The following is a 24,448-nucleotide window of genomic DNA, read 5'->3' as shown; positions in this document are numbered from 1 at the left end:
AAAGGAATCATCATGAAATCCGTTATCGCACAACATGACAGCGATGCTCGTTCGGTCGCATCGGAGGAACCTGTGAGAGTTCTCGTCGTCAGTGACGATCTGCCCTCGGCCACCGACCTCGCCTCGTCCGATCCGGATCTGTTGTGGAACCCCGACGCCGTCGGCGTCGTCGGGTCCACATGCTCGTGGGATCTGCTCGGCGCGGTCACCGACGCCCCGGCTGCGGACAGAATCACCGAGCATCTGTTGCGCCCGGTCCTCGACAACCGCCTCGCCACGTTCTTCCTCCCTGAGGCATCACTGCTGACCGCGAACATGCTTCTCGCCGCCTCACGCACGGGTCTGCCGTTCGGTGCTGTTCTCGGGTGGGTCGGCTCCGAGAACACCGCCGACGCGGCACACGCGCTGCGTGAAACGGGCGAAATCGACGCCTACGAAGACGTTCTCGCGTTCGATGCGCAGGACGAGCTGACCCAGGGATCGGTGTGGGAGACCATGCAGATGGCGCTGACCCCTTTGGCAACCGACGCGGTGTTCGACGCGCTCTCCCGACCCGGTTCCGGCCGCAGGAACGCACCCGCACCGTTCGGCACACTGCACGGGCCTGCCGGGGCATCATCGTCGGCGGCCGCCACCGTGCACGTGGTGCGCCCGGTCTCGTCGCCGTGGCGCGAAATCACCTCGGCCCTGGTCGAAGAGCTGCGCCTCTGCGCTGCCGAATGCGCCCATCCGACCACGATCGTCGAACTCGGCACCTACGGAAAAGGAGGCCGGCGATGAACCGCGACGCCTACGCCCCGCTCGCGGCCACCGCCGCGCTCCTCGCGTTTCTCGGTGTGGTGCGCCTACGGACGATGTACCGCAACGGAACCCCGATGTGGATGCTGATCGTCATCGTCGTCGCTGTTCTGGTCGTTCTCATCGTATTGGCGGTGCTGGCCCGCAAGTTCTGGCCGCGCAGTAGCGCCCACGCGAAGCTACGTAGTACCGAGAATCTGAGCGACATGATCGGCCGCGACGCAGCAGAGAAGGGCGTCAAACTCCGAGCGTCGATCGGCGGGGTCCCGAACGCGAACGTGCGCAAGCTCGCCAAGTCCGTCGACATGAGGCAACTGGCGTCGGTGATCGGCCGGATCGGCCGGACGATTCTGTACAAGTCGTTCGAGGAATTCACGCTCGTCTTCATGGGACCGCGCTCGAACAAGACCTCCGCTGTCGCTGTTCCCCGCATTCTCTCCGCCCCTGGCGCGGTGGTCAGCACCTCCAACAAACCGGACCTGTGGATTCTGACGTCCGCGCTGCGGGCCGCGCTCGGCCCTGTCTACGCCTTCGACCCCGGCAACATCGCATTTGTCCCGCAGACCTGGTGGTGGAACATTCTCGGCCACGTCCGCAAACTCAAGGATGCCGTCTCCCTCGCGGATACGTTCATGGACGACACCAGCGGGGGTGACAAGTCGAAAGAAGACGCGTTCTTCACCCCGACCGCCCGCAATCTTCTCGCCTGGACGATCCTGGCCGCAGCGATCGAACCCGGATGCACGATGCGTGATGTGCTCATCTGGATCAGCACATTCTCCGACCGGCCGCGAGACATCCTGCGCGCGCACGGGCTCAAACGAATGACTCTCTCGTACACCACCGTTCTCGAACTGCCGAACACCACCAAGGGCGGCGTCTACGGCGGAGCGAACACAGCCTTGGCATGCATTCAGGACGAAGACACGTTGCGCTGGGTCACTCCACCGCAGAGTTGGGAACAGTTCGTCGACGGCGCTGCCGAGATCGAGGAACTGGATCTGTGGTCACTGTTCGCGTTCGAGGAGGGCAACGTCCCCACCCTGTACCTGATGTCGCAGGAAGGCTCCGGCTCAGCTGGCCCGCTTCTCACAGCAATGGTCACTCGGATCTTCGAGATCGGTAACCTCACCTCCTCCGCCCTCGGTGGCCGTGTGGATCCGCCGATCACGATCGTGCTCGACGAGTGCGCCAACATCTGCCGCATCAAACAACTCCCGGAGCTGGCGTCGTGGTTGGGATCGAAGTCGATCAGCGTCGATGCGATCTTCCAGTCCAAAGCCCAGATGCAGGCCGTGTGGGGCCACGACCGCGCCCAGGCCCTGTGGCTCGCTGCCACCGTGAAGATCTGCGGTGCAGGCCTGCAAGACAAGGGATTCGCCGAAGAACTCTCCGGCCTGATCGGTACACACAAGATCACCGAACACTCCTATTCGAGTGGTCGCGGTGGTGGCTCCACCTCCGAACACAAGGTGCGAGAGCCGATCATGCCCCCCGAAGATGTCGCGGCCATCAAAAAGGAGAACGCGCTTCTGATTCGTCCCGGCGCCAAGCCTGTGCTCATGGACCTGATCCCCTGGTACAACGAACCTGATGCCGGCGACATCGCTGCGTTGAGCAAAATCGCCACGACCGAAATGCGCAATGCTGCCATCGCCGAACTCGGCAACGACAATCCTGTTGCACGAGCATTGCATGCAGCCTCCACCAAAGCCGCTGCGCCCGAGCAGGTATGACCGACGTGGACCCTGTCGCCGAACTCGCCGCTGAACTGGTGGCCCTGCGCCGCCAGTTCAGCACCCTGGCCACCAACCAGGAGCGGACCGCCGACACCGCGAACCGCGCGGTCCAAGGACTCGACGACCTCGAAGAGCAACTGACCGTCGCGGCGCAGAAGTTCTCCGACGCCGCCCAGGCCACGCCGGAGGAAGACCCCGCCCCGGCACCACCGCCGGGACCCGAACCCCTCGACGTCGTGGTGCTGTACGCATGGGTCGGCGATCACATCAGCAATTGGGCGCAACGCAAAACCGTCGGCAGCGCGAGCGACGGATTTCACTGGTGCCCGTGGTGGCTCGAACACCCCGAAGCCATCACACGCCTGTGGGCGCTACGCCGAGCGTGGCTCGAGGCTGTCACCGAGCCGGGCGCAGCAATGACCGCATACTTCCGCGACTGCTTCGACCCGACCATGAACGCCCTCTCCTCCGAAACCGGCCCGTTCTACGGCTGTTCGGTCGACCACCACAACAACAGCCCGTTCCTTCCGTCCGCCGACCCACCGTGGAGCGAGAACCCTGCCGGCGGCCCGGAATGAACCCATGACGTGCCGCCGCGCAGGCACACTCCCAGATCGCCCGCCTGCGCGGCGGCTGCCCACGAGGGTGCTGATGTTCCTTCTCCCCAGCGGGGCCATCAGCACCCTCGATCCGAACCCCCTGATGGCATGCCGCAATCGCGCGGCGACCATTCACGGTAGCCAGGTATCGAGTTACTCGATACACTCCACTCATTAGATACACTCGATGTGAGTGAGACGAGGACGGTGCGACACAACGAAAACCGCACAGGCCACGACGACGCAGACCCGCCGGATCGTGGCAGAGCCACCAACACCCTTCCGCTTTGACAGAAAGAAACAGCTCATGCGAACGAAGATGAAAGCCCGCGTCATCGCGGGAGCCACAATGAGCGCAGTCGTGCTCGCTGCCGGCAACGCAGCAGTAGCCAATGCTGCGCCGGAGTTGGACCCCCAGACCCCGGGTCCGTCCAATACGGCGAACCTCGACCCCCAGACACCGACCTCACCCACCCCGGCCGCACCGGCACCGGCACCAGCACCGGCACCTGCTCCGGTCGTAGAAGAACCACCAGCACCTCGACCGTTCTACGTCGAACCTGCTCCGGAGTACAACCCGCAGCAGTGGCGTCCCGCGCCGAGCCAGAACACCCAGTCCACCCCGGTGCAGAACACGGAGTCTGTCCCGGCGCAGAACACCGCTCCGGCAGAACCCGAACAGGGACCCCTGCACTTGCCTGACCCGACTGTCACACCAGTGGTACCGATCCAGGCCGAGGAAGGTTTCATCCGGCTCGGAGACGCGATCGCCAAGCGCCCGTACTGGGTGCCGCCCACCGAGGCCGAGAAGATCAACAATCAGGCATCGGTAGCGACCGCACAGATCGCGACCTTCTACACCAGTACCGGTGTCATCGAGAGTGAGGCCGATCGCAAGGCTGCGTCAACCGTGGCAGCGACAGCGTTGGGCGCGGCCGGGGGCGCCCTGCTAGTCGGCGCGCCGCTGGCAGGGGTAGGAGCTCTCACCGGACTTGCGATCGCAGCACCCTTGGCACCGGTGCTGACTCCCATCGGGTTCCTCCCCGCCGCCGGTGTCGGTGCGGGTATCGGTGCGCTCACACTCGGCGGCGCTGGAGCCGTCGTCGGGGCAGGGCTTGGCGGCGTAACCGGGTTCGCGGCCGCCACCGCGCTCGGTGCAGGTACGAACAACGGCGACATCGAGTTCGAGTTGCCGTTCACCGAAGAACCCGCAGCCGCCCCGGCATCGGCACCGGCACCGATCGTCGTCGACGCACCGGCAATCACCGCAGCCACAGCTCAGACCGTGGCACAGGTGGAATCGGTTCCCGGTGGTACCGAGGTCGTCGAGACCGTCCGCACCGCTGTTGCCGACGTTCCTCCTGCAGCCCAGCAGGCTGCTGGTGATATGTTCGTGCGGCCGTTCTCGATCAGCCTGGCGGGGAGCAGATCGTCGCAGCCGCTGACCAGGCTGCTGCCGATGTGAACACCGCACTGGCAGGGGTCAGCACGCCTGTGTTCGATGCACTCGCAGCAGTACAGGCAGGGCTCGTCCCGGCCTGACTTTCACCCTCGCGCCTGGCAGGGGCTTTGCGCTCCTGCCAGGCGCGTTCGACTTTCTAAGGACGTTACTTATGCCCGCGATTGTGGACGTGTATCTCAACGCAGACGGAACTCTCACCCATGACGGACAGCAACTCGACGGGCCGCCTGATGCTGCGCTGCGTCTGATTCTCTCCGAGATCGCCGAGAAGGCTCAGGCCAGCGGTGTCGATACCGTTGTGCGCGTTCACCGGGCGGACGGCGGCGTCAGCACCATCAACGCTTTGCGTGACGGGGGCCTGCGGCGTCCGGTCATCGATCCTGCTGCAGCACAGCGTCGATCCCCCACCTCTGCTTCTCGCTCGCGGTGGACGCAGCACCTCGCATTGCGGAACCGATACGTCGTCGCAGGAGCACTTGCTCTCGCCACCTTCGGCATTGTCGGGGTCGTGATCAGCGGCGGAAACGATACCGCTCCAGCGAGTTCTGCGACGCCGCTACCGAATCTTGCTCGGATTGCACCGGACGGCTGGAGTTCTCACGTGAACTGGGATATCTCCCCCGTCGGTGACTTCGCCCCGGTCACCTCCGGGGACCGGATTCTGTATCTGACACCGCAAGCGACACTCCGGGCGGTCAATGCCAACGGCGGCGCTCTCGTTTGGGAATCGCAACCGCTGACAGCTGCGAGCGCCGCCCCCGTCGTCGGAGGATCCGGGGACAAGGCGATCGTGGCCGCAAAAGCCGGCACGGCGATCGAGGTGCTTCCGCTCGCGGGATCTGGTGCGCACCTGAGTCCCACGTCGATTCCAAGTACCCCGTCCGCGACGTTGACCAGCAACGGCGAAGGAATCCTTGTCACCGATGCAGGTGCTGCCCCGGCGATACTGACCACTGATCGTGCAGTCGCCCCTCTCACCGTCCCGGCGGGCAATGCCGTCTACGAGGTTCTCGACGACGACACTGCCGTGGTATCTCCCGCAGAAGGACCCTGGTCGATCCTGCGCCCTGGTGACCAGCCTCCGGCCACAGTGAGCGTCACCTCTCCGGGTGGAGCGGTGGGTGCGCCCCACGCGGTGTCCTCCGTGCGCGGTGTCGTGGCCGCGTGGTGGAACACCGACAATCCGCAGAATCGGATCGTCGCTTTCCACGATGCCCGCAGCGGAGAAGTTCTCGCCGCGAAGGAAGTACCGGCCGCAGTCACAGACAACCCGCTCCCGACCGTCGTCTCCGAAGACCGTACGTTACTCAGCGCCGGACCCGTCCTCGCGGACTCCAGCACACAGCAAACCGTCTTCGCCCCTGCCTGGAAACCGTCGAATGCCACCTCCGGCAACATCTTCGGGTCACTGGTCACCAGTAGCAGCACCGTGCGTGCGCAGTGGACGGGCCGTGGCGAAGTTGTCTCACTGACCGAAGGCGCAGCCGTTCCCTGGCTGGTGACCGACGATGGTTCCGCAGTCGTCCTCGACCAACTCGGGGACATCACTCGCATCGCGGCCGTCCGCAAGGACGAATCATGAACCTCCCCAACGGATCACCGTCCGCTCTGCCGAACATACAGACCGGTGTGCGCTTGTTGCCGACCCTCCTGACTCTGTCGTCCTGGGCCGGGGGCACGGCGGTCGTCGTACTCTCCGCGACAGTGATCATCAGCGCCTACAGGCACCGGCGCAAGATCGCACCCTGGGTAAGTCGCCCCCGGAACCTGCTGCGTCTGGCCGGCGGGATGCTGGCAGCCGCAGTGTGGATCTGGTTCCTGACCGACATGATCAGCCGTGCACCGGCAACGGCACTCACTCTCCAGCGACAGTGGCCGTTCGGTGTCTTCGCGTTCACCGTCCTCTCAACGGTGGGCGTCGTGTACCTCCTCATCTGTGCAAGCCGGGAACGGGCCGTCGCATGTTTCCCCGGCGTGAGCATGGGCGCCATGACGGAAGCGTCCACCGCGCCGACCACCGACGACACCGCGAACCCGAAGTAGTACCGGTGAACGCTCGCCCTGTCGCCGCCCGTCCGAGTTCGCTGCCCACCACCAGAACATCTTTCGCGCTGATGATGCCCGAAACCTTCGACAAGGAGTTCCGACATGACATCTCGCTTTCGCTCACTGACACACCTCTTCACTCGCACTAAGGCTGAGACCCCCGCCCCCGTCGAGACGTCCTCGCTTCGAGCCCGGGGATTGCACCCGTGGCTGCTTCCACCCGTCAACGTCAACGACGTCCTCCCTTCCACGGCCCCGCCGTTCGTCCAGGCGGTGGCCGGCCAGGCCTTACGCGAACTCCACTCCTCGACCAGATCACTTCCGATACATATTCCGTCCCCTACCTCGTCGGCGACGGCAGTAGGAGCAGCGGGCGGCCCGGCGGTTACGGCCGACTTCGTAGGCGGCAACTACACCGCGGCCATCGAGGCGATGGGCGGGCGGGTCATCAACCTCGGACAGTCCGCAGGCCGACCCCTCGACCCGCTGGCAGAGACGGACCCCGTCCCCTCCGACGATGAACCTTCCTCCGCCCCGGAGACGGACAGATGAACCGACGAGCGGTGGCATGGCCCAGTGCAGCGGCTGCGCCGGTCGCACTGATAGCGGGTTGCTTCGCGGTCCTCCTCGACCAACTCGGCGACGTCACCCGCATTGCCCATCGGTATGCAAAGGACAAGTCGTGAAACACAAGAAGACAGATGTCGGCCAAAAGATAAGGTAGCTAGATGATCTGGATGCTCCGCTCGAAGCCGAGCCGTTACGCACTACGTGTGGATGTTGCCGCTACCTCAGCGACCCTGCGCGAGCAGCTGATCGACGTCCGCGATGTCACAGCGGCCATCGACCCGGAGGATCCACGATGGTCTGCCGTCCGGATGCGAGCAAAAGAAACACGAACACACTTCTTCTCGGCCGCGCTACGTCTTCCCCGCGTGGAACGACAGCTGGCCTTTCAGTGGGAGCATGCAGCGGCTATGACCTACTGGTACATCACGGGAGACAGAGGCTTCGGCCCCCTTGAAGAGCAAGCCGCGAAATTGCTGGCGGCGCTGCCTGATGGCCTCGATGTCACCGCTGCAGAAGAAACGGTCGATGCCATCGGTCACCGCAGTGAGATGGCCATACGCCGTACACCGAAGGTCGGCAGATCCAGGAAAGGACGATCGCCTACGGTGGTCGATCAGAAGGGATTAAGGGACCGTATTGCGAACGACCGTGCAGGATTGGCATTCCAAGACATCTTCGCTCCTCAAACCGCGACAAGTCGGCAGGCCCACCGACACTACTTTCCATGGATTGCCGGGACGCTCGACTATTTGTCAAAACCACGTTCCCGCTTTGAGCTCGAAGCCGTTCTCGCACAGTGGCGAAACGAACGAGAAAAGTACATTGACACCAATCGAGAAGCGACCGACATTGTGATCCGCCCCGACCCCTAGTTTCTCAATGCCTCAGTTCGAGTTGCTCGTTGGCTTGAGAAGTATCAGCGCCGCCAGTCCGCGCGGGCATACCTTTCCGCCTAACGGAGAAGGATGCCCTGACTCGAAGTAGCGGCGCGCGGACTATTGCCAATCCGGGACAGTCAAAGGCTTGTTGCCAGCGATGGTTTCGATTTCAGGCACGAGTTTGATGCTCAGCGGCAGTTTCGTCAGCAACCGCCCGTTGCGAGTGACGACGAATCGAATCAAACCTTCACCTCGAACATCGAATTTGATCCCCCCGGCGAAGGTCACGGGCATCAACCCATGCGGGTGGTGGACGTGACCACTTGGCATCGGCACACCGAATTCGCGGGGGAACTGATAGCTCGTGATACTGGCGATGTCCGTACGGGAGTGCTCGATCTTGACGTCGAATTCCTGCGGAACACCGACGTCGACAGGGGTGAAGTGACAGCGCACTGCGAGATGCACCTCTAATTCGCCGGGCACCTCGGTTACTCCGATCAGTGCAATTCCCAACATGTCAGCATCGAGAACCGCCCCATCTGATGCGGCGTGCGGGGTGAATCCCATTCCGAGGACTGCCCAGTCGACGCGGTCGCTGCGCCCGAACTCGTTGGCGTGCTCCCACTTCGAGCGGAACCACTCGGCCGCGATCTCGACGGTGCGGTCAGGGTTTTCGTCGGTGTCGAAGATCTTCTGCGCCACCGCTTGCACCAGCGCTTCGGACTCGATGTCGGCGACGAACGGCAACTCCATTCCGTTCGCGTCGAGGAAGATCACGGCCGCAAGCCAGGCGGTTCTCTTGTTTCCGTCCGTGAAGTACTGGGTGCTGGCGATCCCGTGCAGATAGGCCGCTGCTTTCGACCACACATCGGGGAAGGTGTCGCGGTCACCGAACCCAGACTGGGGTCGATGTGCGTTCGTCTCCACCCCGGCCATGCTCGAAACACCAACGCCGCCCTCTTGGGCGGCGTTGATGTCGATCAGCTGTTGAACGGTGAGGTAGTGCGTGGCCACTATTTGAGGCGATCGAGCAGTGTCGACCAGCGGCTCATGTGCTTGTCCAGAAGCGCCTGAGCCTGGGCATCGTCGATCGACGGGCCGGCAGCTACTTGTGCGAGCACCTTCTCGTCCTGCGGCTCCCTGTGGCGTACATCTGTCATACCTCCGAGGGTACGTCAGTAGTGCAGCTTTGGTACAGATGTCGTCGCAGAGAGCCTGACCACACGAATCAGCAGGTCAGGAGACACGAACCAGGAGTTAGGAGAGGTCGCAGACCTAACTCTGCGTCGTAGCGGGATGGTCCAATATGTCGGTGACTCGCATCGATGTCCTGCACAGTCCTGCCTCATCGTCTTTGCCACTCGGAGTGGTCGTGTGGCGGTCTGTAGCCGTCCTGTTTGCCGGATTGATGTGCGCGATGGTTCTGACCGGGGCGGGACAGCAACCGGTTAATCCCTGGTTGGCGGCCAGCGCGGTGCCGATCGCCCTGGTGTTCTTGTATCTGGTTCTCCTCCCCGGCGTCACGTTCTTTCCCGAACACCGCCGAGAATTCCTGCATGAGATTCCCCCGCCGGGGATTTTCGCGCTGCCTCGCATCTGGCCTCGTTATCGAGTCGCTCAGGCGGGGGTACTCGGCGTGGGGATTCCGATCGCGCTCACTTACCTGAGCACTACGGTGCTGGATCCGCTACTGCGGTCGGTAACGGGCATCTCCACGGAGATCACTGGTGAGAACCGCAACGACTGGTATGCGGGCGTTCCGGTGGCGTGGATGACGCTGACGATTGTTGCCCACGTGATCGCCGAGGAGATCCTCTTTCGCGGGCTGGGACTGTCGTTGTGGCAGTTTCGCGATCACGTCCGTGACCGGCGACTTCGCGCAGCACTTCTCGGTGGGGTCATGCGCTGGTACGTCGTCGTCAGTGTTGCGCTGTTCGGCTTCTCACACGCGGAATTCGGTGCGTGGAATGTACTCTCGGCCGCCACGCTCGGGCTGGTGTTCTTCCCCCTGGTCCTGAAAACTCGGTCGTTGTGGCCGGCCATCGTCGCGCATGCGATGGGGAACTTGGACTCGTATGGGGTACTGAACTGGATCCGGTGAAGAGGACCATCCCCTCACATACAGAAAGTCGACGCGTCATGACAACGCGCCGACCCCTGATCACCTGACTACAGCGCGCGTTTGGCCACTCTCGCTGCCGTCGACGGCGCTGTCCCCGGTGGTTTACGCGGTCCCCGGCGATGCGTGGGTTTGATGCCGGTCGGTGGCGTCAACGGGCCAGCAGCTCTGGCCGCTGCCTCGGTGGGCTGTACCTGTGCAGCCTCGCCTTGCGCCCGTTCCTCTCTCGCAGCGCTTCGCTCCCCGGCCGCGTACGACCGTTCCGCGCGCGCATCGGCGATGGTGCGGCCGTCACCGACCTCGTCGAGTGGAAACGCCCGCTCCGACTCCTCGGCCGTCGCCTGCGAGAACGGGATCTCGGTGCTTCGCTCGGACCCGACATCGTGGTCGTAGATCGGCTCGTCAGGTTCCGGTTCATCGGGCAACGGAATGTCCTCGTCCCACCCGCCGTGGGTCTTGTCGAGATCGACGACTTCCCCGTACTGATCGCTCGATGACCGCGAATCGTCGTGAGCAGGTGCGCTATCGGCCGCCCGGGACCGGGTTCGTCCACGCTCGTCTGCTTCGGCGTACTCGATGCGCTGTGCCTCGCTTTCGGCGGCGTCGGCGTTTCCGTCGTGGCGCGCCGCCTGGGTGTTCGCCTGCTCACGCATACGGTCTCCGTCGAGCAGACCCGGATAATGTTCGGCGAGTTTGGCGTCGAACGATTCGTCGATCTGGCCCACGAGCAACGCTGCCCGCGCCCGATCGAGTGGATGGCCGGGTTGCGCCTGCGCGAGCCATTCCTCCGCGACCTCGCGTTTGGCTTCGTCCTCACTCTTCTGCGAGACACGGCCCTTCGTCGCCGCCTCCCGCATGTTCCACGAGGCGAACGCGCTGGGAGAGCGGATCTTCTCGTTGAAGGTGATCCCGGCGACGACATCCGCGAGCCGGTCCGGGTCGGCACCATCGCGCACCAACGCGGTGAACTGCCGCTCGGCCGTCGCCCACCTCTTGTCCTCGAGGATCGACTGATCGACGCGTCCCTCGAGGCGATCCGCCAGGGTCGGCGGAGGCGGCGCGTCCTGCGCAGCCTCCGCCTGCGCATCGCGCCACCGGCCGCGTAGCCATTCCTCCCGGAAGTCCTCCCACGTCTGTGCGCTCGGCTCATTAAATTCGGCCGCGATCTTCTCGTTGCGTGGCAACGCCATCCAGGCGTTCGCCTCCTCGATCTGCTCGGCCTCCGGCAACCCCTCGGTGTAGGCCTCGCTTGCGTGCCACTGCCCACGGAGCCACTGCGCCTGCACCCCGTCCTCGCCCTGCCAGGTGTGCGCGTCCGGGAACTCCCAGTCCAACGCGACCTGCTCGTTGCCTGCCTTTTTCATCCACGCTTTCGCTGCCGCGAGTTCCTTACTCACTGAGACCGCGTCGATGAGCGACTTCTCTCCGCGCCGTGTCTCGTCCAGACCAGTTGCTTGTGCTTGTGCCCGCTGCCAGTTCTGATAGAGCGCCGGGTCGTGCTCACTGGCCCAGGCTTGTGCTGCTTCGAACTCCTTGTCCGCGGCAAAGGCGCTCGCCCATCTGCCGATCAAGGCCAGCTCATGGTTGCGTTCGGCGTCGCGCATCTCGGGTTCTTCGAAGTTCTGGAAGTTCACACGTGGAGCGTTTTTCCTCCAGTCTCCGTAAAACTCTTTGTCGTGTTCGAGTGCCCACTCTGTGGCCTTCGCGAGGTCGCCGTTGTGCTTCTGCGCGTGCTGGAAGACACCGTTGAGCCAGAATTTGCGGCGGCTTTCTTCGAATCCGTTCTCGCCGCGAAACTCCGGATGCGAAGTGTCTTCCCACATCGCCCGTACTCGCGCTTGTTCGGGTTGATGCAACCAGCGTGCTATCTCGACGCGTCGGGATTCTTCGCGTTCGAAGGTGGCTCGCTCCTGCGCCGTCTGCGCCGCAAGGTTGAGCTGATGCTGATGTAGTTCTTCCACAGTGCCGCGGAGGTCATCGATGCTGCTGTAGTTGCTGTTCTCGTTGAGCCATGACCTCAGCTCCCCCGCCATCTTGGCTGAACCGACCACCGTGGACGTGTAGTTGTCCTCCCATCCCGCCTGCACTCCGTACCGGCCTCCCGACAGCGGAGCGATGCGCACAGTCATCCCCGACTCGGGATGCTGCTCTGCGTAGACACGGCCGGCCGCTGCCGCCGCATTCCACTGCTCGGTATCGTCAGCGCTGAGCTTGCGTAATCCGTTCTCGGCAGCAACCGCTTCGATCCGGGCCACGTTCTCCGCGTCCTCGAACGCCGCGCGCCCCCTGCTTTCGCGAACAGTGCGCATCAGATCCGCGCCCGCGCGCATCGCCATCATCCATCGCATCGCGTCACCACGCCCAAGCGAGAACGTCGGAACCTCGTCGTGTTCACTCATCTCTGCTCTCCGTCCGATACGACCGCCGGCGCTGTCGGCGAAGAGGGCGCCGGGGCAAGAAAGGTCTGCGCCGCTCGTTCCCATGCCGCAGCAGGAGCAGTCGCCGAGTGTTCCGTGTTTGAGAATGCATCGAATGCACGGATCACTTTCACCGATTCAGGACTAGACGATGAAGGGACTGTGCTCGCGAAGGCATCGAAGGCGCGGATCACCTCCACCGCTGCACCTGAGTATTCGAACACAACGACCGCGTCTTGCCCGTGTGGCTCCTCCACGATGGCCACACGCACGTCGTCGATCGGATCGACTGCGGCGGCGTGCACGTGGCGGGCAAGACTCTCCACAGCTCGGGTAAGAGAAGGATGTGTCGAATGCAGTTCACTGACCGGCGAGTCGACAGCTCGGTACATCAGTGACACAGCGAAAACAGTAGAACCTCGATCGGTGACATTGTCGTTCGTGGGGTCAGTCATCGCTGCCCTTTCCAACTCGTCGGTCGTGCCACGAGCACAGCTCGCAGCATGCAATGGGTGGCGACTCCCGACGATGTGGACTTGTACGCGGCGGATCACGCGCCTGCGATCACAACTTCCTCTCTTCCCCTCTCCTCGGCAACCATTCCGGCGTGCTCGACGCCGGAGCTCTTGGTGTACGTCCGCGCGAAGGCGCGCGATCACGAACACTGTCGACTACTGCCGCAGTGGTGCGCGGAGCACCCGACATTCCGCGGCCCGCTTCGTCCGCGAAACGTCCCACGCAACGAGCCGACCTGGTGGCCGCCGCGCAGTGATGCGAGCGTTTCGATACCTCGTGCCACGCCGCGATCTCCAACAACAATTCCGACAACGCCAACGCCAACTCGAGCCCGGCGTCACGGGTCATACCGCGACCGGACACCAGTCCTACTCTCGACAACTGACGAGTCGAAGCACGCAACGCCCGCGCCATTTCTCCCGCAGGCGGTGATTCCAAGGACTTCGGCATCCGTCCTGCCCGATCGAACGACCACGCCGCGCGGCTCAGCTCCCCGCGCCGCTGCGCACCGTCCGCGACCCTCGCCCATACCGCCAACAGCGGCTGCACGCTCTTCGCCACCGCCACTGGCGACTCGGTCCTGCCGCGTACTGCGACCGCGCTCCCGCGCACGACTCCCGCGATCGAGGACAACACCTCATGCGCCCGCCCGGTCTCCGGTACCGCCAATGCCGCATCCCCGGACCACCGCGCCGACAACTTCACCCACGAGAGCTCCGGAGCCAACTTTCTACCTCCGAAGAAGATCGGGCGGCCGGTCTTCGCGTCGCGGTCCTCGGGATCAGCGACCGCGTATCCGTCGATCTTTCCGTCGTCGTTGCGGTGCAAGTGCACCAGCACACCTTGCGAGCGCAGCTCGGACAGAAACTGCTCCGAGTCCGCGCTCATCGCGGCGGTCTCGGTCACCACTTGACGCAACTGAATCTTCGCGGCCTTACCGGCTTCTCCCCGGCTCAGCCCCTCGTAACCCTGCCGCATCCGGGTCGCCGCTTTCTCGATCTCGCCGCGACTGGCCGCTGGTGCTGCAGAACCGTCGTTGATCGCGGTCGCCTGCAAACCGAGTCGATCCTCCCAATCCCGCATCACCGTGCGGGTCACTCCGAAATCGTTCTTCGGGTGGAAGCGACGACCCGTGTCCTGGCGCACCAACACCGCGGCGATGTGAATGTGATCGTTGCCTTCTGTGGACTGACCGTGATGCACCGCGATCCATCGGCACCCACCGGCGTCACCTTCCGGAGCGATCCCGGTTCGGTCCATCACATCGCGTGCAATCTCGTTCCACTGCGCGTGCGAGAGCTTCCCCTCTTCCGCCGACAGGCTGAGCGAGCAATGCCACACGTATCCGTGTTTGGTGTACCCCGGCTCACCTGTCTGCGGCTGACGCCTGGGCAACTCGGCCGCCTCGGCAGTCGCGTTCACGTGATCGAGCAACGCTGTGAACTCCGCCGGATCGAAGTCGAAATCTCCCGGCCCCACCAGATCAGGCTGCAACGCGCCAGGGTCGGACTGCCACGCCCCGATCACCGTCGGGCGCGTGTGCTCGTTGTGATCGCCCCGCCCCATCAGGTAGCGGACCAACCCCTTCGCATCCCAACCCTTCACGATCTTGTCGATCACCGCAGGCTCCGAAGATGCTCCATCAGCCAGGCATCGATCTTCGTGTTCGTGCGCCGCGTGAACTCCAAGACAGCATCAGCATTACCGCCCAGCTGCCCCGTCGAATTCGCATGACGGGCGACATCGTTGAGATTGCCGGCCACGTTCCCCAACAATCGACGCAACTCCCGCACCTCAGCCGCGACACCGCGCAACTCGTGCACCGTCGCCGGAGCGTTCTCTCCTGAACCTGTGGTCATCGCCTTCGCCGTCTCGACCGCAGACGCCGCGATGAATGCCCCCGACTTCAAGCCCCTCATCGTCGAAGCCTGCTCGATCAACGCGTACTCGTCCGGAGTGAACAGAGCTTCCTTGCGACGCGAACGAACGACCACACCGTGCGAACGGTGACCTCGCTTCGCCTTCACGCTCAACCCAGCTCCTCAACCGTCCAGACGAACCCTCGACTGGACCTCACTCGCCGGCCGCCCGGCGACATCCACCCCGCCGCCGGGGTGCTCAGACCTCGAACCCCTTCGAGTCTGAACCACGCCCGCGGCAGGCGCAAGCTAAAACCCCTGGGTTTTAGAATATCTTGCTCTGCTCTTTCACCAGACCTGCCTGCTTCCTGCGGAAATGCATAACGCGCGATCACCACGCACCCGAGCACCCCGCCGGCCCCGCACCCGACTCGCGTCTGCGCCGATTCTTCATCAGGCAAGAGGTCGCGAAGCGGCCTCGCGGCAGCCCCGCCCTTCGGCTCTTCTCTGTTCGCCACCCACTAACCGCCACGTCATTCTGCGAAGCCGACCGCCCGATCCCGTCGTCCACACTTGGGGGTGGCGCGCGAGGATTGTGGGTGCCCGAGACGCAGCGGAGCGAGAGGAAAAATCTCGGGCATCCACATGAGGAGCGGCATGCGCCATCCCCATCTGTGGGCAACGGGGCCGCCGCTACGCGGCGAACACCACCACTCTGCGCGCGGAAAACGCCGATCCGAACTTGGCGTGTTGCCCCCAACCTGTGCACCGGGGAACTCGGCATTGGGCACAAACCAGATTCCTCCGCTCCGCGTCTGGTTTGCACCCAACGCCGCCCCGGACACCCAGGCCGGGGACAACACCTCTAGCCATAGCGACTCGCCACAACCTCTCCCACTCAAAAAGCCCCACACGCCGTCTCACGCCGGGGCGAACCATTCGATACAGTAGATTCATTCGAACTGAAAGGACTGGTGACCAAATGGCCACATCGAAGAATTCGGCCGCGGAAAAGGCGGCATCGGCGTACCGAGCTGCCCTCGTCGAGAACTCGGTCGAAACTCTCGTCGGTGACCTCGCGGTGAAGATGGGCGAGTGGAAGCTCGCACGCGAGGCACGCGAGCGCGGTCAACGTGAGCTGATCGCACGCGAAGAAGCAACCGAGAATGCGGTAGCCGCTGCATACGAGGCAGCGCGTGAAGGCGGCGCGAAAGTCAGCGCCCTCGAGAAGATCGACCTCAAGCCCACCGCCGCCCTCGCAGCCGTGAGCAAACGAGCAAAAGCAGGCAAGGACAAGGGGGACATCGCTTCCCCGTCCACACCCACCTCACCACCCACTCCGGTCGCTACGGGCACCAACCCTGCCCACTGACCGGAACCACGACGAACCAACCGGCGACTATCCACAAAAAATGGATCTGGCTCCATCCCGATGTCTCGGGTGGAGCCAGATCCATGTTCAGGGCGCGACCGCGTGGTGCGCCCCTATCGCTCAGCGGTCACGGTCCACACCAGGAGACGGCCCGCCGATTCGGTCCAGATGCGCCGGACGTGAGCGCTCGGCGGCACGCGAAGCGCTCTGCGGGGTCGGCTCGGATTCCTCGCCTGCCTCTGGTTCCGGATCGCCACGGAGCTCGATGTCGATCGCGCGCTTGCGCACCTTGAGTGCGTCCAGCCGTTCCTCGTGCTCGAATTTCAACCCGAGTCTCGCCTCCGATCGTCCCTTCTCTCCGACTGCGGTCGCGAGTTCGCGTTCGGCATTTGCCAACCGGCGGTCCATTCCCTCGATCGCATTCTCGAGCTTCACTGCGATACCGACACCACCGTTGCGCAAGGTGCCCGCGTTGAACGTGACCGTATGACCGTCGATGTCTGGAAACACGATCGCGGCGTCGGCGCTGCGCCCGTTCGGCACATTGCGTGCGTGCAACTCGAAGCCGCCCAGCCGTCCGATACGACCGCCATCGATTTCTTTCCAATGCGATGATCTGTCTTCGATGAGCGCATACAACCGCGCGGCGATCGCGTCGCCGGCCTCGATGCGAGAATCGATCGGGCTCCCGTCGAGTTCGATCACGAACTTCTCACCCCGAGTCGATACCCGCTGTTCGATCGCGCTGGTGAACGTGGCGATGCTCTTTTCGAGTTCCGGAATCCGGTATTCGGATTCGCGGACACGCAACGCCAGCATCGACTGGCTGCGTTGATGAGATCTTCGCAAACGCTCCAGTTTCCCGACCTCGGCATCAACTTCCGCCTTTTCCAGCACCAGCGGATTGCCCGAAGCGATGGCCACCGCTTCGTTCGCGTTCATCGCCGCGTCTCCGATGTCGTCGATCTCGCGGACGTCGAGACTGCCTCTCATGAACTGATTGATGAAAGTGGCTTTCCGTGATTGCGTCGACCACATCCGAGCATCGAATGTTCCTTCGGTGATGGCGATCCCGATTCTGATTTCAGCGTTCTGATTTCCCTGCCGGACGCCGCGCCCGTCTCGCTGTTCCAGATCGGCCGGCCGCCAGGGACAGTCGATGTGCATCAACGAGACAACCCGGTCCTGCACATTCGTCCCCACCCCCATCTTCGACGTCGACCCGACCAAGATCGCGATCTTCCCGGATTTCGCGTCAGCGAACATCGCTGCTTTGGCCTTGTCGGTCTTGGCGTCGTGGATGAACGCGATCTGCTCGCGCGGCACACCTTTCGTAGTGAGCTCCGATGCCAGTTCGTCGTACACGTTCCACCCCTCCCCCGGCGTTCCCAGATCACAGAACACCAAATGCAACCCGCCCCGACGCGGATGCGGAGCGCCGTCCTTCCCGATGTAGACGTTGTCCTTGTTCTCCTCCCAATTGCGGTGTAACCACGTAGCCGCCGCACCGATCTTGTGTCCGGAGTCGGCCTGTGCCTCCTCCAACGCCGTCCCGGGGTCGGCGAACAGATCGTCACCGTCTTCAATTGCGGCTATTTCCTGTGCGATGTGGGCCTTGCGGGTGAGCAAGCGCAGATCCAGCGCCGCTGCGCGCCCTTCCGATGAAATTTTGAGCATGTTGTCCACGGTCGGCTCGACAAGTTTTTTGCGGACCGCATCCGCACGTTCACCGAGACTGATCACGAAATCACGCTGAGCCTGCGTTGCCGGGACGGAAATCAGTTCGGGAACTCGCTGCCCGTCGCCCCGCCTCGCGATGGCCGGTGTGGGAAGGTCGAGATCCTCCGCCGTCTTCACATCAGCGGCGACGTGAAACATCTTCAGTAACTCGGGCACGTTCCGGAAACCCGATACCCGTTCCTTGAGCGACCAGGAGTTGCCGTCCACCGACATCTCCAACTCCGCCTTCGTGGAAGCGAATGTTCCCGCCCACTGATCGAAATTCGTGATCCCGGCAGCTTCCATCAGATCGGGTCGCAGGTACCGCTGCATGACGTATGCCTCGGTGATCGAATTCGCGATCGGGGTCGCCGTTGCTCCGGTGACCGCTCTCCCGTTGTGCTTGTCCCGCAAGTACTCGATCTTCATGTGCAGATCTTGCGCACGCTGAGAACCGGCGATCGCGGCCGATTGAATGTTGGTGTCCGTGGACAGATTCTTGTAGTCGTGCAGCTCGTCGACGACGAGGTAGTCGATCCCGGTCTGCTCGAAGGTGATTCCCGGATCCACCGGACCAGACAATTTGCTCTTGAGCTTTTCCTCCGCTTTCAGAATCAGATCCTCGGTGCGCTTGATCGTTCGCCCCGCGCCCCCGTTGCGTTTGAGTGCTGCCAAATACTCTCGCCTCGGCGCAATCTCCCTGTCGTGGTACCAGCGCGCGGTCTCATTGCTGACTACCAGCCGCGCGAAACTGCCACGCGTCATCACGATGGCATCCCAGTCGCCGGTCGTGGCACGGGCGACGAAAGCGCTCCGCTTGTCGCCCGCCAGATCTTCAGTGCCCGCAGCGAGAACACGCGCCTGCGGATACGCCTGCAGGAACTCACGCGAGAACTGATCGAGCATGTGATTCGGTACGACCATCGCCGGTTTGTTCACCAAACCGAGTCGACGTAACTCCATCACCCCCATCGCCATTTCGGCTGTCTTGCCCGCGCCCACAGCGTGGAACAACCCGACATTCGGCTCGGCCACCATCCGTGCGACGGCGCTCAACTGATGCGGCCGCGGAGTGAAATCCTTCGTCAGTCCCGGCAAGGTCATGTGTTCGGTCGGATACGACCGCAACACGATCCCGTTGAACCGGCGGTTGTACTCGTCCGCCAATCGCTGAGCCCGTCGCGGGTTCTCCCACACCCACTCCGAGAACCTCTCGCCGAGCTGCGCGGCCTTCTCGTTGGCCGCATCCGTCTCAGTCGGGTTGAAGATCCGCGAGTTTCCGTCCTCGTCCGGGTCGTAGACACGGATCGCCTTCTGCCGTAGCCGGTACTCGGCAAGTTTCGGTGCCGGCACCCGCTCCGTGCCGAATTCCTCGGTGGAAAGGACACCACCGACACCGCCATTGACCCGCCACTCCGAACCGACACCCCGCGAGACCAGAATCGTGGTGTCACCAAGCACTTCCTGCAGGAAATTCTCCACATCGTCCGCTTCGATCCACGCCGCACCCAGTCGAGCATCGATCTCAGCCGGACCCAAGTCCTCAGGAATGACAGCCGACAGCGGCGCAATGTTTTCCGAGTAGGTATGCGGGTCGTCGACGAGCGCCGTCTCAGCTGCCGAGAGTTTTGCGCGCACATCACCGGACAGATACTCCGCTGCCGAAACAAGCGCACCGCCTTGCTCGGGATCCGCGAAGACCAGGCCGCGCAACTGCTCTCGCGCGCTGTGCTCCTCGACACCGAGTAGTTGCGCGACGACTTCGATATCGATACGGCCGTGGGTGTCCAAGCAGATCGCCAACGCGTCCGCTGGAGTGTCGGCACCGAGGCGGGGTGTGCGTGGAGCGACGACACGTCTACTCATGATCGCCATCTTCGACGCCGTATCCGTCGTTGCGTCGTAATCCTCGAGTGCCATCACAGCCGGTTGGTGCGGATCCTCGCGGAATGTTCGCATCACCGGCGGCCGTCGCACCGACAACACCGGCTCGCCGGTTTCCGCGTCCAAGCGCCCGCTCGGATGCCATGAACATCTGTTGATCGGCCCGTACCGATCGACGTATGCGTCGTACCGTGCGTTCAACACCGAGCGCAGATCACCGATCGACTCGTTGTCCTGCGCAGAGGCGGCCTCCGCTTCGAGCAACGCCACGGTCGCATCACGAATACCGAGAAGGCCCCGAAGTTCGCGCTGCTGACTCGACGGAACCGTCAGTGGTTCGTCCGTCCCGTACACCGTTCGGCGCCGGAACTCCCCATCCGGAGAGAGACTGATGTGCCCTGGGAAATGTGCTGGGCTACCCCCGACGACAGCGGCCACCCGCCGCTCATCCGCACTGATGCCGCGTGGCGCATGCACTACACCGGCACCCCGCGCTTGGGCCGCCACTTGAGCCAATGCGCCGCGCAGATCCGAAACTAGATCCCGATCACTGGCATTGACCTTCACCGTGTCGGAGGAATACATGCCGTGACCGACTTCCACCGTGCCGAGCACCATTTCCGGGTGACGTTCGAAGTACTCGTTCATTCGCACCGTGGCCACTTCCGGGACATCCCCGTCCAGCATGCCCGCCCGGGTCGCTGACTTCTCGATCGTCCGCTCGAAATCCCCTCCCACCGAGACAGGTATGCCGTCGCGGCGACGCAGAATCAGCACGTCGGTCACAGCGTCGGTGCCGGCCGTTCTGCGGTGAGCGCCGGTCGGCAATCGGATCGCGCCCAAGAAATCTGCCCTGCCCGCGATCTCACGTCGCGCCGACGGGTTCTGCGCGTCCATCGTGAAGGCAGAGGTGATGACCGCGACCATTCCCCCTGGCTTGACCAGAGCCAACGACTTGAGAATGAAGTGGTTGTGCATCGAATGATTGCCCAGGTTGTGTACCGGATCATGCAACTTCGCCCCGGAGAACGGCACATTGCCGACTACCGCGTCGAACGTGCCTTCCGGCAGCGGTGTGTCCGCGAACGATTCCGTGCGGATCGTCGCCGCCGGGTACAGCTGCGCCGAGATGCGGGCGGTCGTCGGGTCCAACTCCACCCCCGTCATCCGCGCAGCTCGTGGAGCCAACCCGATGAACGTTCCCGACCCGCTACCCGGTTCGAGAACCTCTCCCCCGGTGAAACCCAAGTCCCCCAGGTGGTCCCAGATCGCCGCCACGATAGCGGGGTCGGTGTAGTGCGCGTTGAGGACCGTGCGCTGAGCGGCGAGCCAGGCCTGCTCTCCGATCAGCGCGCGCAGCTCGGCCGCGTCATCACGCAAGTCCTGGCGAGAATCGTCGAAGATCTGCGAAGCCGCACCCCACGACGACCAGCGCGAAAGTATCTGCTGCTCCTCTGCGGTCGCCGACTTACCGTGCTCCTCGATCCGGTGCAGAGTCCGGATCGCATCGAGATTTGCAGAGATGCGGGCGCGGATACCGCTCGGAACCGGCGGCATGTCCAGCGGCGGCCGCCAACTCGTCGCCTCACTGCGCCCGTCGACCCGATTCAGTCGGCCATCAGCTCCGACCTCTGTGTACGGGGTGAACCGAATCTCCTCGGAATCCTCGACATCGAGGTCCCCGGCGTAGAGCGCATCAACCGCGTCCGCGGTAAGGCTCTGCTCGTCGGCGGCCCTCGCAGTCTGATCTCTCGGTACCTCCTGGGTCAGCCCTGCGGTCGGGCGGCGTCCTGAGCTGCGAAGATCGCCTGGAGCTGCGCCCTCTTCTCCTCCTCGCTGAGGTTCCCGTGATCGCTCTGCATCCAGCGCACCTCCTCGACCAGGTGCGGGAACCTGCGATCCCAATCGATCGCCTCCGCCGACTCCTCTTCCATCTCCAACCGGCGATCGACTTCGTTCGATTCCGCTGTCGCCGTCGCCAACTCCACGTCCCGCGCGTTGCTCACGTCGTCGCTCTCGGATGTCTCCGGCGGAATCGAATAGAGAATCTCCGTCAACGCCAGCTCCTGGGCCTGAGCCCGCACCGCGTTCAACCGCCCCACTCTCTGCAAATAGCTCTCCTCCGGGAGGCGTGAGGTGACTTCGAGTTGCGTGCTCACTGTTGCCACCTGCTCGGCTATCGCCTCTGCCAGCTCCGCGAAGTAAATCTCCGGATCCTCCAGCGTCGCGACCCGACTCGGCAGATAGTTCCGAAAGTAGGTCCGCACTTGCTCCAGATAGATCGGGGTACTCATTGTTCTTCCTCTCGGTCGTTGTCGACGGTCTTGGATCGGGGTCGGCCCACAAACTTTCCAGACTCAGCTGTCCCTCGGATTCGCGCGATTTGCGCGGCCTTCGTGCCACAGGCAACTCACCTCCATTTTGGGCAACCGAATCCGGTTACCTCTAATGGTTCTAGTGTTGCCTATGAAACGAGTGATGCGCCCCTTCCTTTGCTTCAAACAGACTTAGATCCCCGGATTTTTGCTTGTGACCTCAGTCACTTTCATGGTCGGCCGGTCGGGCCTCGAGAACGGCAATGTCCTTATCCATACCTCGGACCAGGGAGTCGATCGCTTCTCGGACCGCTTCCAGCTCTGCACTCATCGAGTCCGTAGCCTCTGCGGCTTGTCGATGTTCGACAGTGCGATTTTTCAGGGCGACAATACGGTCCGCGTGCACGGCCGCCGCTTCGAGTTGATCGAGGTAGCGCAGGCGGTCGTTCATCTCGTCGACCTTGATGCGGTAACGGTCGAGAGCGTTCGCGCGCGCTTTCAACGAGTCCCACACCGAGATCAAGTCACGTTCGTGAGCGGCAAGTACGCCCAACAATGCAGAAGCGTCGCTGCCTTCCGGTATGTCCTCTTTCCTGGTGAGAGTCTTGCGCACGTTCCACAACTCCGCCGCGTCAGCGGACAAGGCTGCGACTTCTTCGGCAAGATTGATCCGGCGGCGATGACTGCTCAGATACCCACTCGAAAAGGCCGGTGAAGCCTCGATGACATGGGCCGTTTGCGCTACGTGCAAGGCCAGTTTCAGCTCGGGTGGACTCGGCGTTCCCTGCGCGATACGCATCCGGCCGTGAGCGAGGGCGTCGCGACCAGCGGTTTTCATCGTTTGTCCACGTCGCACGGCTTTTGCTTTGCTGTCACACGCCCATGCGGCACTGGCCGACCCGATCGTTGCCACGAATAGCCATAACATCAGGTCCTGAAGCATCCACGGACCCACGGCAACAACCACCGTCGAAAGAAGCAAGGCAAAGGACGACACAGCCATCACCCACCGCATCTGCTCGTACGATCGGATGAGAGGACTGTCCGCCCCAGGGGTCGACCAGGAGGCGACGCCCGTAGTCGGGCCGACCGTGGCGTCGAACCACGTTTCCAAAGCCTGCGCAGTCCGTGAGTTGAAGTCGATACCAGACGGGGTCGGTAGGGAATACAGCACGGGTGCGGAATCCCACTCCTCCGAACCGGCGAAGATCGGCTCCACCGGCGTCCGCGCCCCGGCCTCGAACACTTCCCCGACCGTCCAGTCATCATCGTCCCGATCACTGTTCTTGCTCAATGTTTTCCGCCCCTCACGCCGTCGATTCATGCTCGTCGAACAGATGACATCACATCTGTTCACCATCCCCCACGATCGAATCGTCCTGGTCGGCGGCGAGACTTGCCAGTTCGGTGAAAATGTCGAGTTGGCCGCCGATTTCGGTGGTTGACATCGCTCACAACCCTTCAAGGCGCAGCTGCAATGCGCGCCACTGCCGCTCGGAGATCAGATCATCTCGGCGACTGGAAAGAAGCGCGTTCCGAATCACCGCATATGCGTGCTCTTCGAGCAGTCCGTCCTTGATTGCTGCTCGATAGGCGCGCTCGACCGCATCTCCGGTCGTATTCTCACTGACGAACATTCCGTCCTCGCTCATGCGGCTCGAACGGTGTGCAACAGATCTGCCCTCACATCGACGGCGGCCATCCCGCTGTACCACCGCCCATTTGCCACAAGTACGACCGCCGCGTACAGAACTCCTGCCGCGTCCGTTCGGTAGCGTCGAACCTCGTCGACGTATCCACTGTAGTCAGGATCGGTTGAAATCAATTGCATAACAGCACCTTTCGTAAAACTGTCTACCAACCTCACGGCACTGAAACCTCCGGATACTTTCAAATTGCCAGCAGGTTTCGTCGGAATGTTTCTAATGTATCTAATGGTGCCAATCGTGTCCATCCATGACCCCAGAACGGACTTACCCACAAAAACGCAGACACGGATTGCTCGGCATGTCCGTCGAAGCCGCCATCGTCATAGCCTGCATCGCATCCGCCATCCCCTGGTGGGCAGCCTGACCTGTGGAGTTTGCCGCTCTTTGGCGGTGTTCTGTGATCGCTTTGTGTCGCTAATTGCCGATGACGAGGATGCTGGCGG

At 63.1% G+C, this 24,448-nt stretch carries 22 protein-coding genes; 12 read left to right on the top strand and 10 right to left on the bottom strand.

Annotated features, from left to right (window positions below; translation table 11 throughout):
- Window positions 1-12: 12 nt before the first annotated feature.
- The 9 genes from AC1Q6C_RS30465 to AC1Q6C_RS30425 all read left to right on the top strand — a co-directional run bounded on the left by AC1Q6C_RS30465 (window position 13) and on the right by AC1Q6C_RS30425 (window position 8,086).
- Window positions 13-780 carry a hypothetical protein gene (locus AC1Q6C_RS30465; RefSeq protein ID WP_128638051.1) on the top strand — a complete coding sequence of 256 codons (768 nt, stop codon included), beginning with the start codon at window positions 13-15 and terminating at the stop codon, window positions 778-780.
- Window positions 777-2,534 carry a type IV secretory system conjugative DNA transfer family protein gene (locus tag AC1Q6C_RS30460; RefSeq protein WP_042925504.1) on the top strand — a complete coding sequence of 586 codons (1,758 nt, stop codon included), beginning with the start codon at window positions 777-779 and terminating at the stop codon, window positions 2,532-2,534. Before AC1Q6C_RS30465 ends, AC1Q6C_RS30460 begins: the two co-directional genes overlap by 4 nt.
- On the top strand, window positions 2,531-3,115 hold the full coding sequence (locus AC1Q6C_RS30455; protein WP_054186971.1) for a DUF4913 domain-containing protein: 585 nt from the start codon (window positions 2,531-2,533) through the stop codon (window positions 3,113-3,115). The genes AC1Q6C_RS30460 and AC1Q6C_RS30455 overlap by 4 nt, the downstream gene beginning before the upstream one ends.
- A 328-nt stretch (window positions 3,116-3,443) precedes the next feature.
- Window positions 3,444-4,601: a hypothetical protein gene (locus AC1Q6C_RS30450; RefSeq protein ID WP_492667006.1), complete on the top strand. Its 1,158-nt coding sequence runs from the start codon at window positions 3,444-3,446 to the stop codon at window positions 4,599-4,601.
- Window positions 4,602-4,749: 148 nt separating this feature from the next.
- On the top strand, window positions 4,750-6,180 hold the full coding sequence (locus AC1Q6C_RS30445; RefSeq protein WP_054186973.1) for a hypothetical protein: 1,431 nt from the start codon (window positions 4,750-4,752) through the stop codon (window positions 6,178-6,180).
- Window positions 6,177-6,641: a hypothetical protein gene (locus AC1Q6C_RS30440; protein WP_075835959.1), complete on the top strand. Its 465-nt coding sequence runs from the start codon at window positions 6,177-6,179 to the stop codon at window positions 6,639-6,641. The genes AC1Q6C_RS30445 and AC1Q6C_RS30440 overlap by 4 nt, the downstream gene beginning before the upstream one ends.
- A 105-nt stretch (window positions 6,642-6,746) precedes the next feature.
- On the top strand, window positions 6,747-7,196 hold the full coding sequence (locus AC1Q6C_RS30435) for a hypothetical protein (RefSeq protein WP_054186975.1): 450 nt from the start codon (window positions 6,747-6,749) through the stop codon (window positions 7,194-7,196).
- A complete protein-coding gene (locus AC1Q6C_RS30430; RefSeq protein WP_157092610.1) occupies window positions 7,193-7,330 on the top strand; it encodes a hypothetical protein in 138 nt (45 codons plus the stop codon). The genes AC1Q6C_RS30435 and AC1Q6C_RS30430 overlap by 4 nt, the downstream gene beginning before the upstream one ends.
- A gap of 42 nt (window positions 7,331-7,372) precedes the next feature.
- Window positions 7,373-8,086: a hypothetical protein gene (locus AC1Q6C_RS30425; RefSeq protein ID WP_054186976.1), complete on the top strand. Its 714-nt coding sequence runs from the start codon at window positions 7,373-7,375 to the stop codon at window positions 8,084-8,086.
- A 123-nt stretch (window positions 8,087-8,209) separates the two neighbouring features.
- Here AC1Q6C_RS30425 and AC1Q6C_RS30420 read toward each other — a convergent pair whose 3' ends face one another.
- Together AC1Q6C_RS30420 and AC1Q6C_RS30415 are read right to left on the bottom strand one after the other, a co-directional pair.
- Complete coding sequence (locus AC1Q6C_RS30420; protein ID WP_054186977.1) at window positions 8,210-9,109, bottom strand: type II toxin-antitoxin system death-on-curing family toxin; 900 nt, start codon at window positions 9,107-9,109, stop codon at window positions 8,210-8,212.
- Window positions 9,109-9,255 (bottom strand): hypothetical protein, encoded by a 147-nt coding sequence (locus AC1Q6C_RS30415; protein WP_157092611.1) that lies wholly within the window; start codon window positions 9,253-9,255, stop codon window positions 9,109-9,111. Before AC1Q6C_RS30415 ends, AC1Q6C_RS30420 begins: the two co-directional genes overlap by 1 nt.
- A gap of 152 nt (window positions 9,256-9,407) precedes the next feature.
- Between AC1Q6C_RS30415 and AC1Q6C_RS30410 the strand changes: the two genes are divergently transcribed.
- Complete coding sequence (locus tag AC1Q6C_RS30410) at window positions 9,408-10,196, top strand: CPBP family intramembrane glutamic endopeptidase (protein WP_492667005.1); 789 nt, start codon at window positions 9,408-9,410, stop codon at window positions 10,194-10,196.
- Window positions 10,197-10,264: 68 nt separating this feature from the next.
- Here the strand turns inward: AC1Q6C_RS30410 and AC1Q6C_RS30405 are convergent, their stop codons facing one another.
- From AC1Q6C_RS30405 to AC1Q6C_RS30395, 3 genes are all read right to left on the bottom strand, one after another.
- A complete protein-coding gene (locus AC1Q6C_RS30405; protein WP_075835957.1) occupies window positions 10,265-12,613 on the bottom strand; it encodes a hypothetical protein in 2,349 nt (782 codons plus the stop codon).
- A 582-nt stretch (window positions 12,614-13,195) separates the two neighbouring features.
- Window positions 13,196-14,767 (bottom strand): relaxase/mobilization nuclease domain-containing protein, encoded by a 1,572-nt coding sequence (locus AC1Q6C_RS30400; RefSeq protein WP_042925476.1) that lies wholly within the window; start codon window positions 14,765-14,767, stop codon window positions 13,196-13,198.
- On the bottom strand, window positions 14,764-15,174 hold the full coding sequence (locus tag AC1Q6C_RS30395) for a MobC domain-containing protein (protein WP_223304641.1): 411 nt from the start codon (window positions 15,172-15,174) through the stop codon (window positions 14,764-14,766). Before AC1Q6C_RS30395 ends, AC1Q6C_RS30400 begins: the two co-directional genes overlap by 4 nt.
- A gap of 814 nt (window positions 15,175-15,988) precedes the next feature.
- On the opposite strand from AC1Q6C_RS30395, the gene AC1Q6C_RS30390 reads away from it, so the two are divergent.
- Complete coding sequence (locus tag AC1Q6C_RS30390; RefSeq protein WP_054186981.1) at window positions 15,989-16,378, top strand: hypothetical protein; 390 nt, start codon at window positions 15,989-15,991, stop codon at window positions 16,376-16,378.
- 120 nt (window positions 16,379-16,498) lie between these two features.
- On the opposite strand, the gene AC1Q6C_RS30385 is transcribed toward AC1Q6C_RS30390, so the two are convergent.
- The 5 genes from AC1Q6C_RS30385 to AC1Q6C_RS30365 form a co-directional block, all read right to left on the bottom strand.
- Window positions 16,499-21,847 (bottom strand): helicase-like domain-containing protein, encoded by a 5,349-nt coding sequence (locus tag AC1Q6C_RS30385; RefSeq protein ID WP_223304646.1) that lies wholly within the window; start codon window positions 21,845-21,847, stop codon window positions 16,499-16,501.
- A complete protein-coding gene (locus tag AC1Q6C_RS30380) occupies window positions 21,748-22,275 on the bottom strand; it encodes a hypothetical protein (RefSeq protein ID WP_054186983.1) in 528 nt (175 codons plus the stop codon). Before AC1Q6C_RS30380 ends, AC1Q6C_RS30385 begins: the two co-directional genes overlap by 100 nt.
- Before the next feature lie 241 nt (window positions 22,276-22,516).
- Complete coding sequence (locus AC1Q6C_RS30375) at window positions 22,517-23,590, bottom strand: hypothetical protein (protein ID WP_143542586.1); 1,074 nt, start codon at window positions 23,588-23,590, stop codon at window positions 22,517-22,519.
- Between the two features lie 157 nt (window positions 23,591-23,747).
- On the bottom strand, window positions 23,748-23,948 hold the full coding sequence (locus AC1Q6C_RS30370) for a hypothetical protein (protein WP_042925467.1): 201 nt from the start codon (window positions 23,946-23,948) through the stop codon (window positions 23,748-23,750).
- Entirely contained in the window at window positions 23,945-24,127 is a 183-nt protein-coding gene (locus AC1Q6C_RS30365) for a hypothetical protein (RefSeq protein ID WP_042925465.1), read from the bottom strand. Before AC1Q6C_RS30365 ends, AC1Q6C_RS30370 begins: the two co-directional genes overlap by 4 nt.
- Before the next feature lie 115 nt (window positions 24,128-24,242).
- Between AC1Q6C_RS30365 and AC1Q6C_RS30360 the strand changes: the two genes are divergently transcribed.
- Window positions 24,243-24,448, top strand: a 206-nt coding sequence (locus tag AC1Q6C_RS30360) for a hypothetical protein (RefSeq protein ID WP_492667004.1), incomplete at its 3' end; no start/stop codon positions are given.

The sequence above is a fragment of the Rhodococcus sp. MT28 genome, from assembly GCF_058792695.1.
This window is presented reverse-complemented; position numbering and strand designations above follow the sequence as displayed.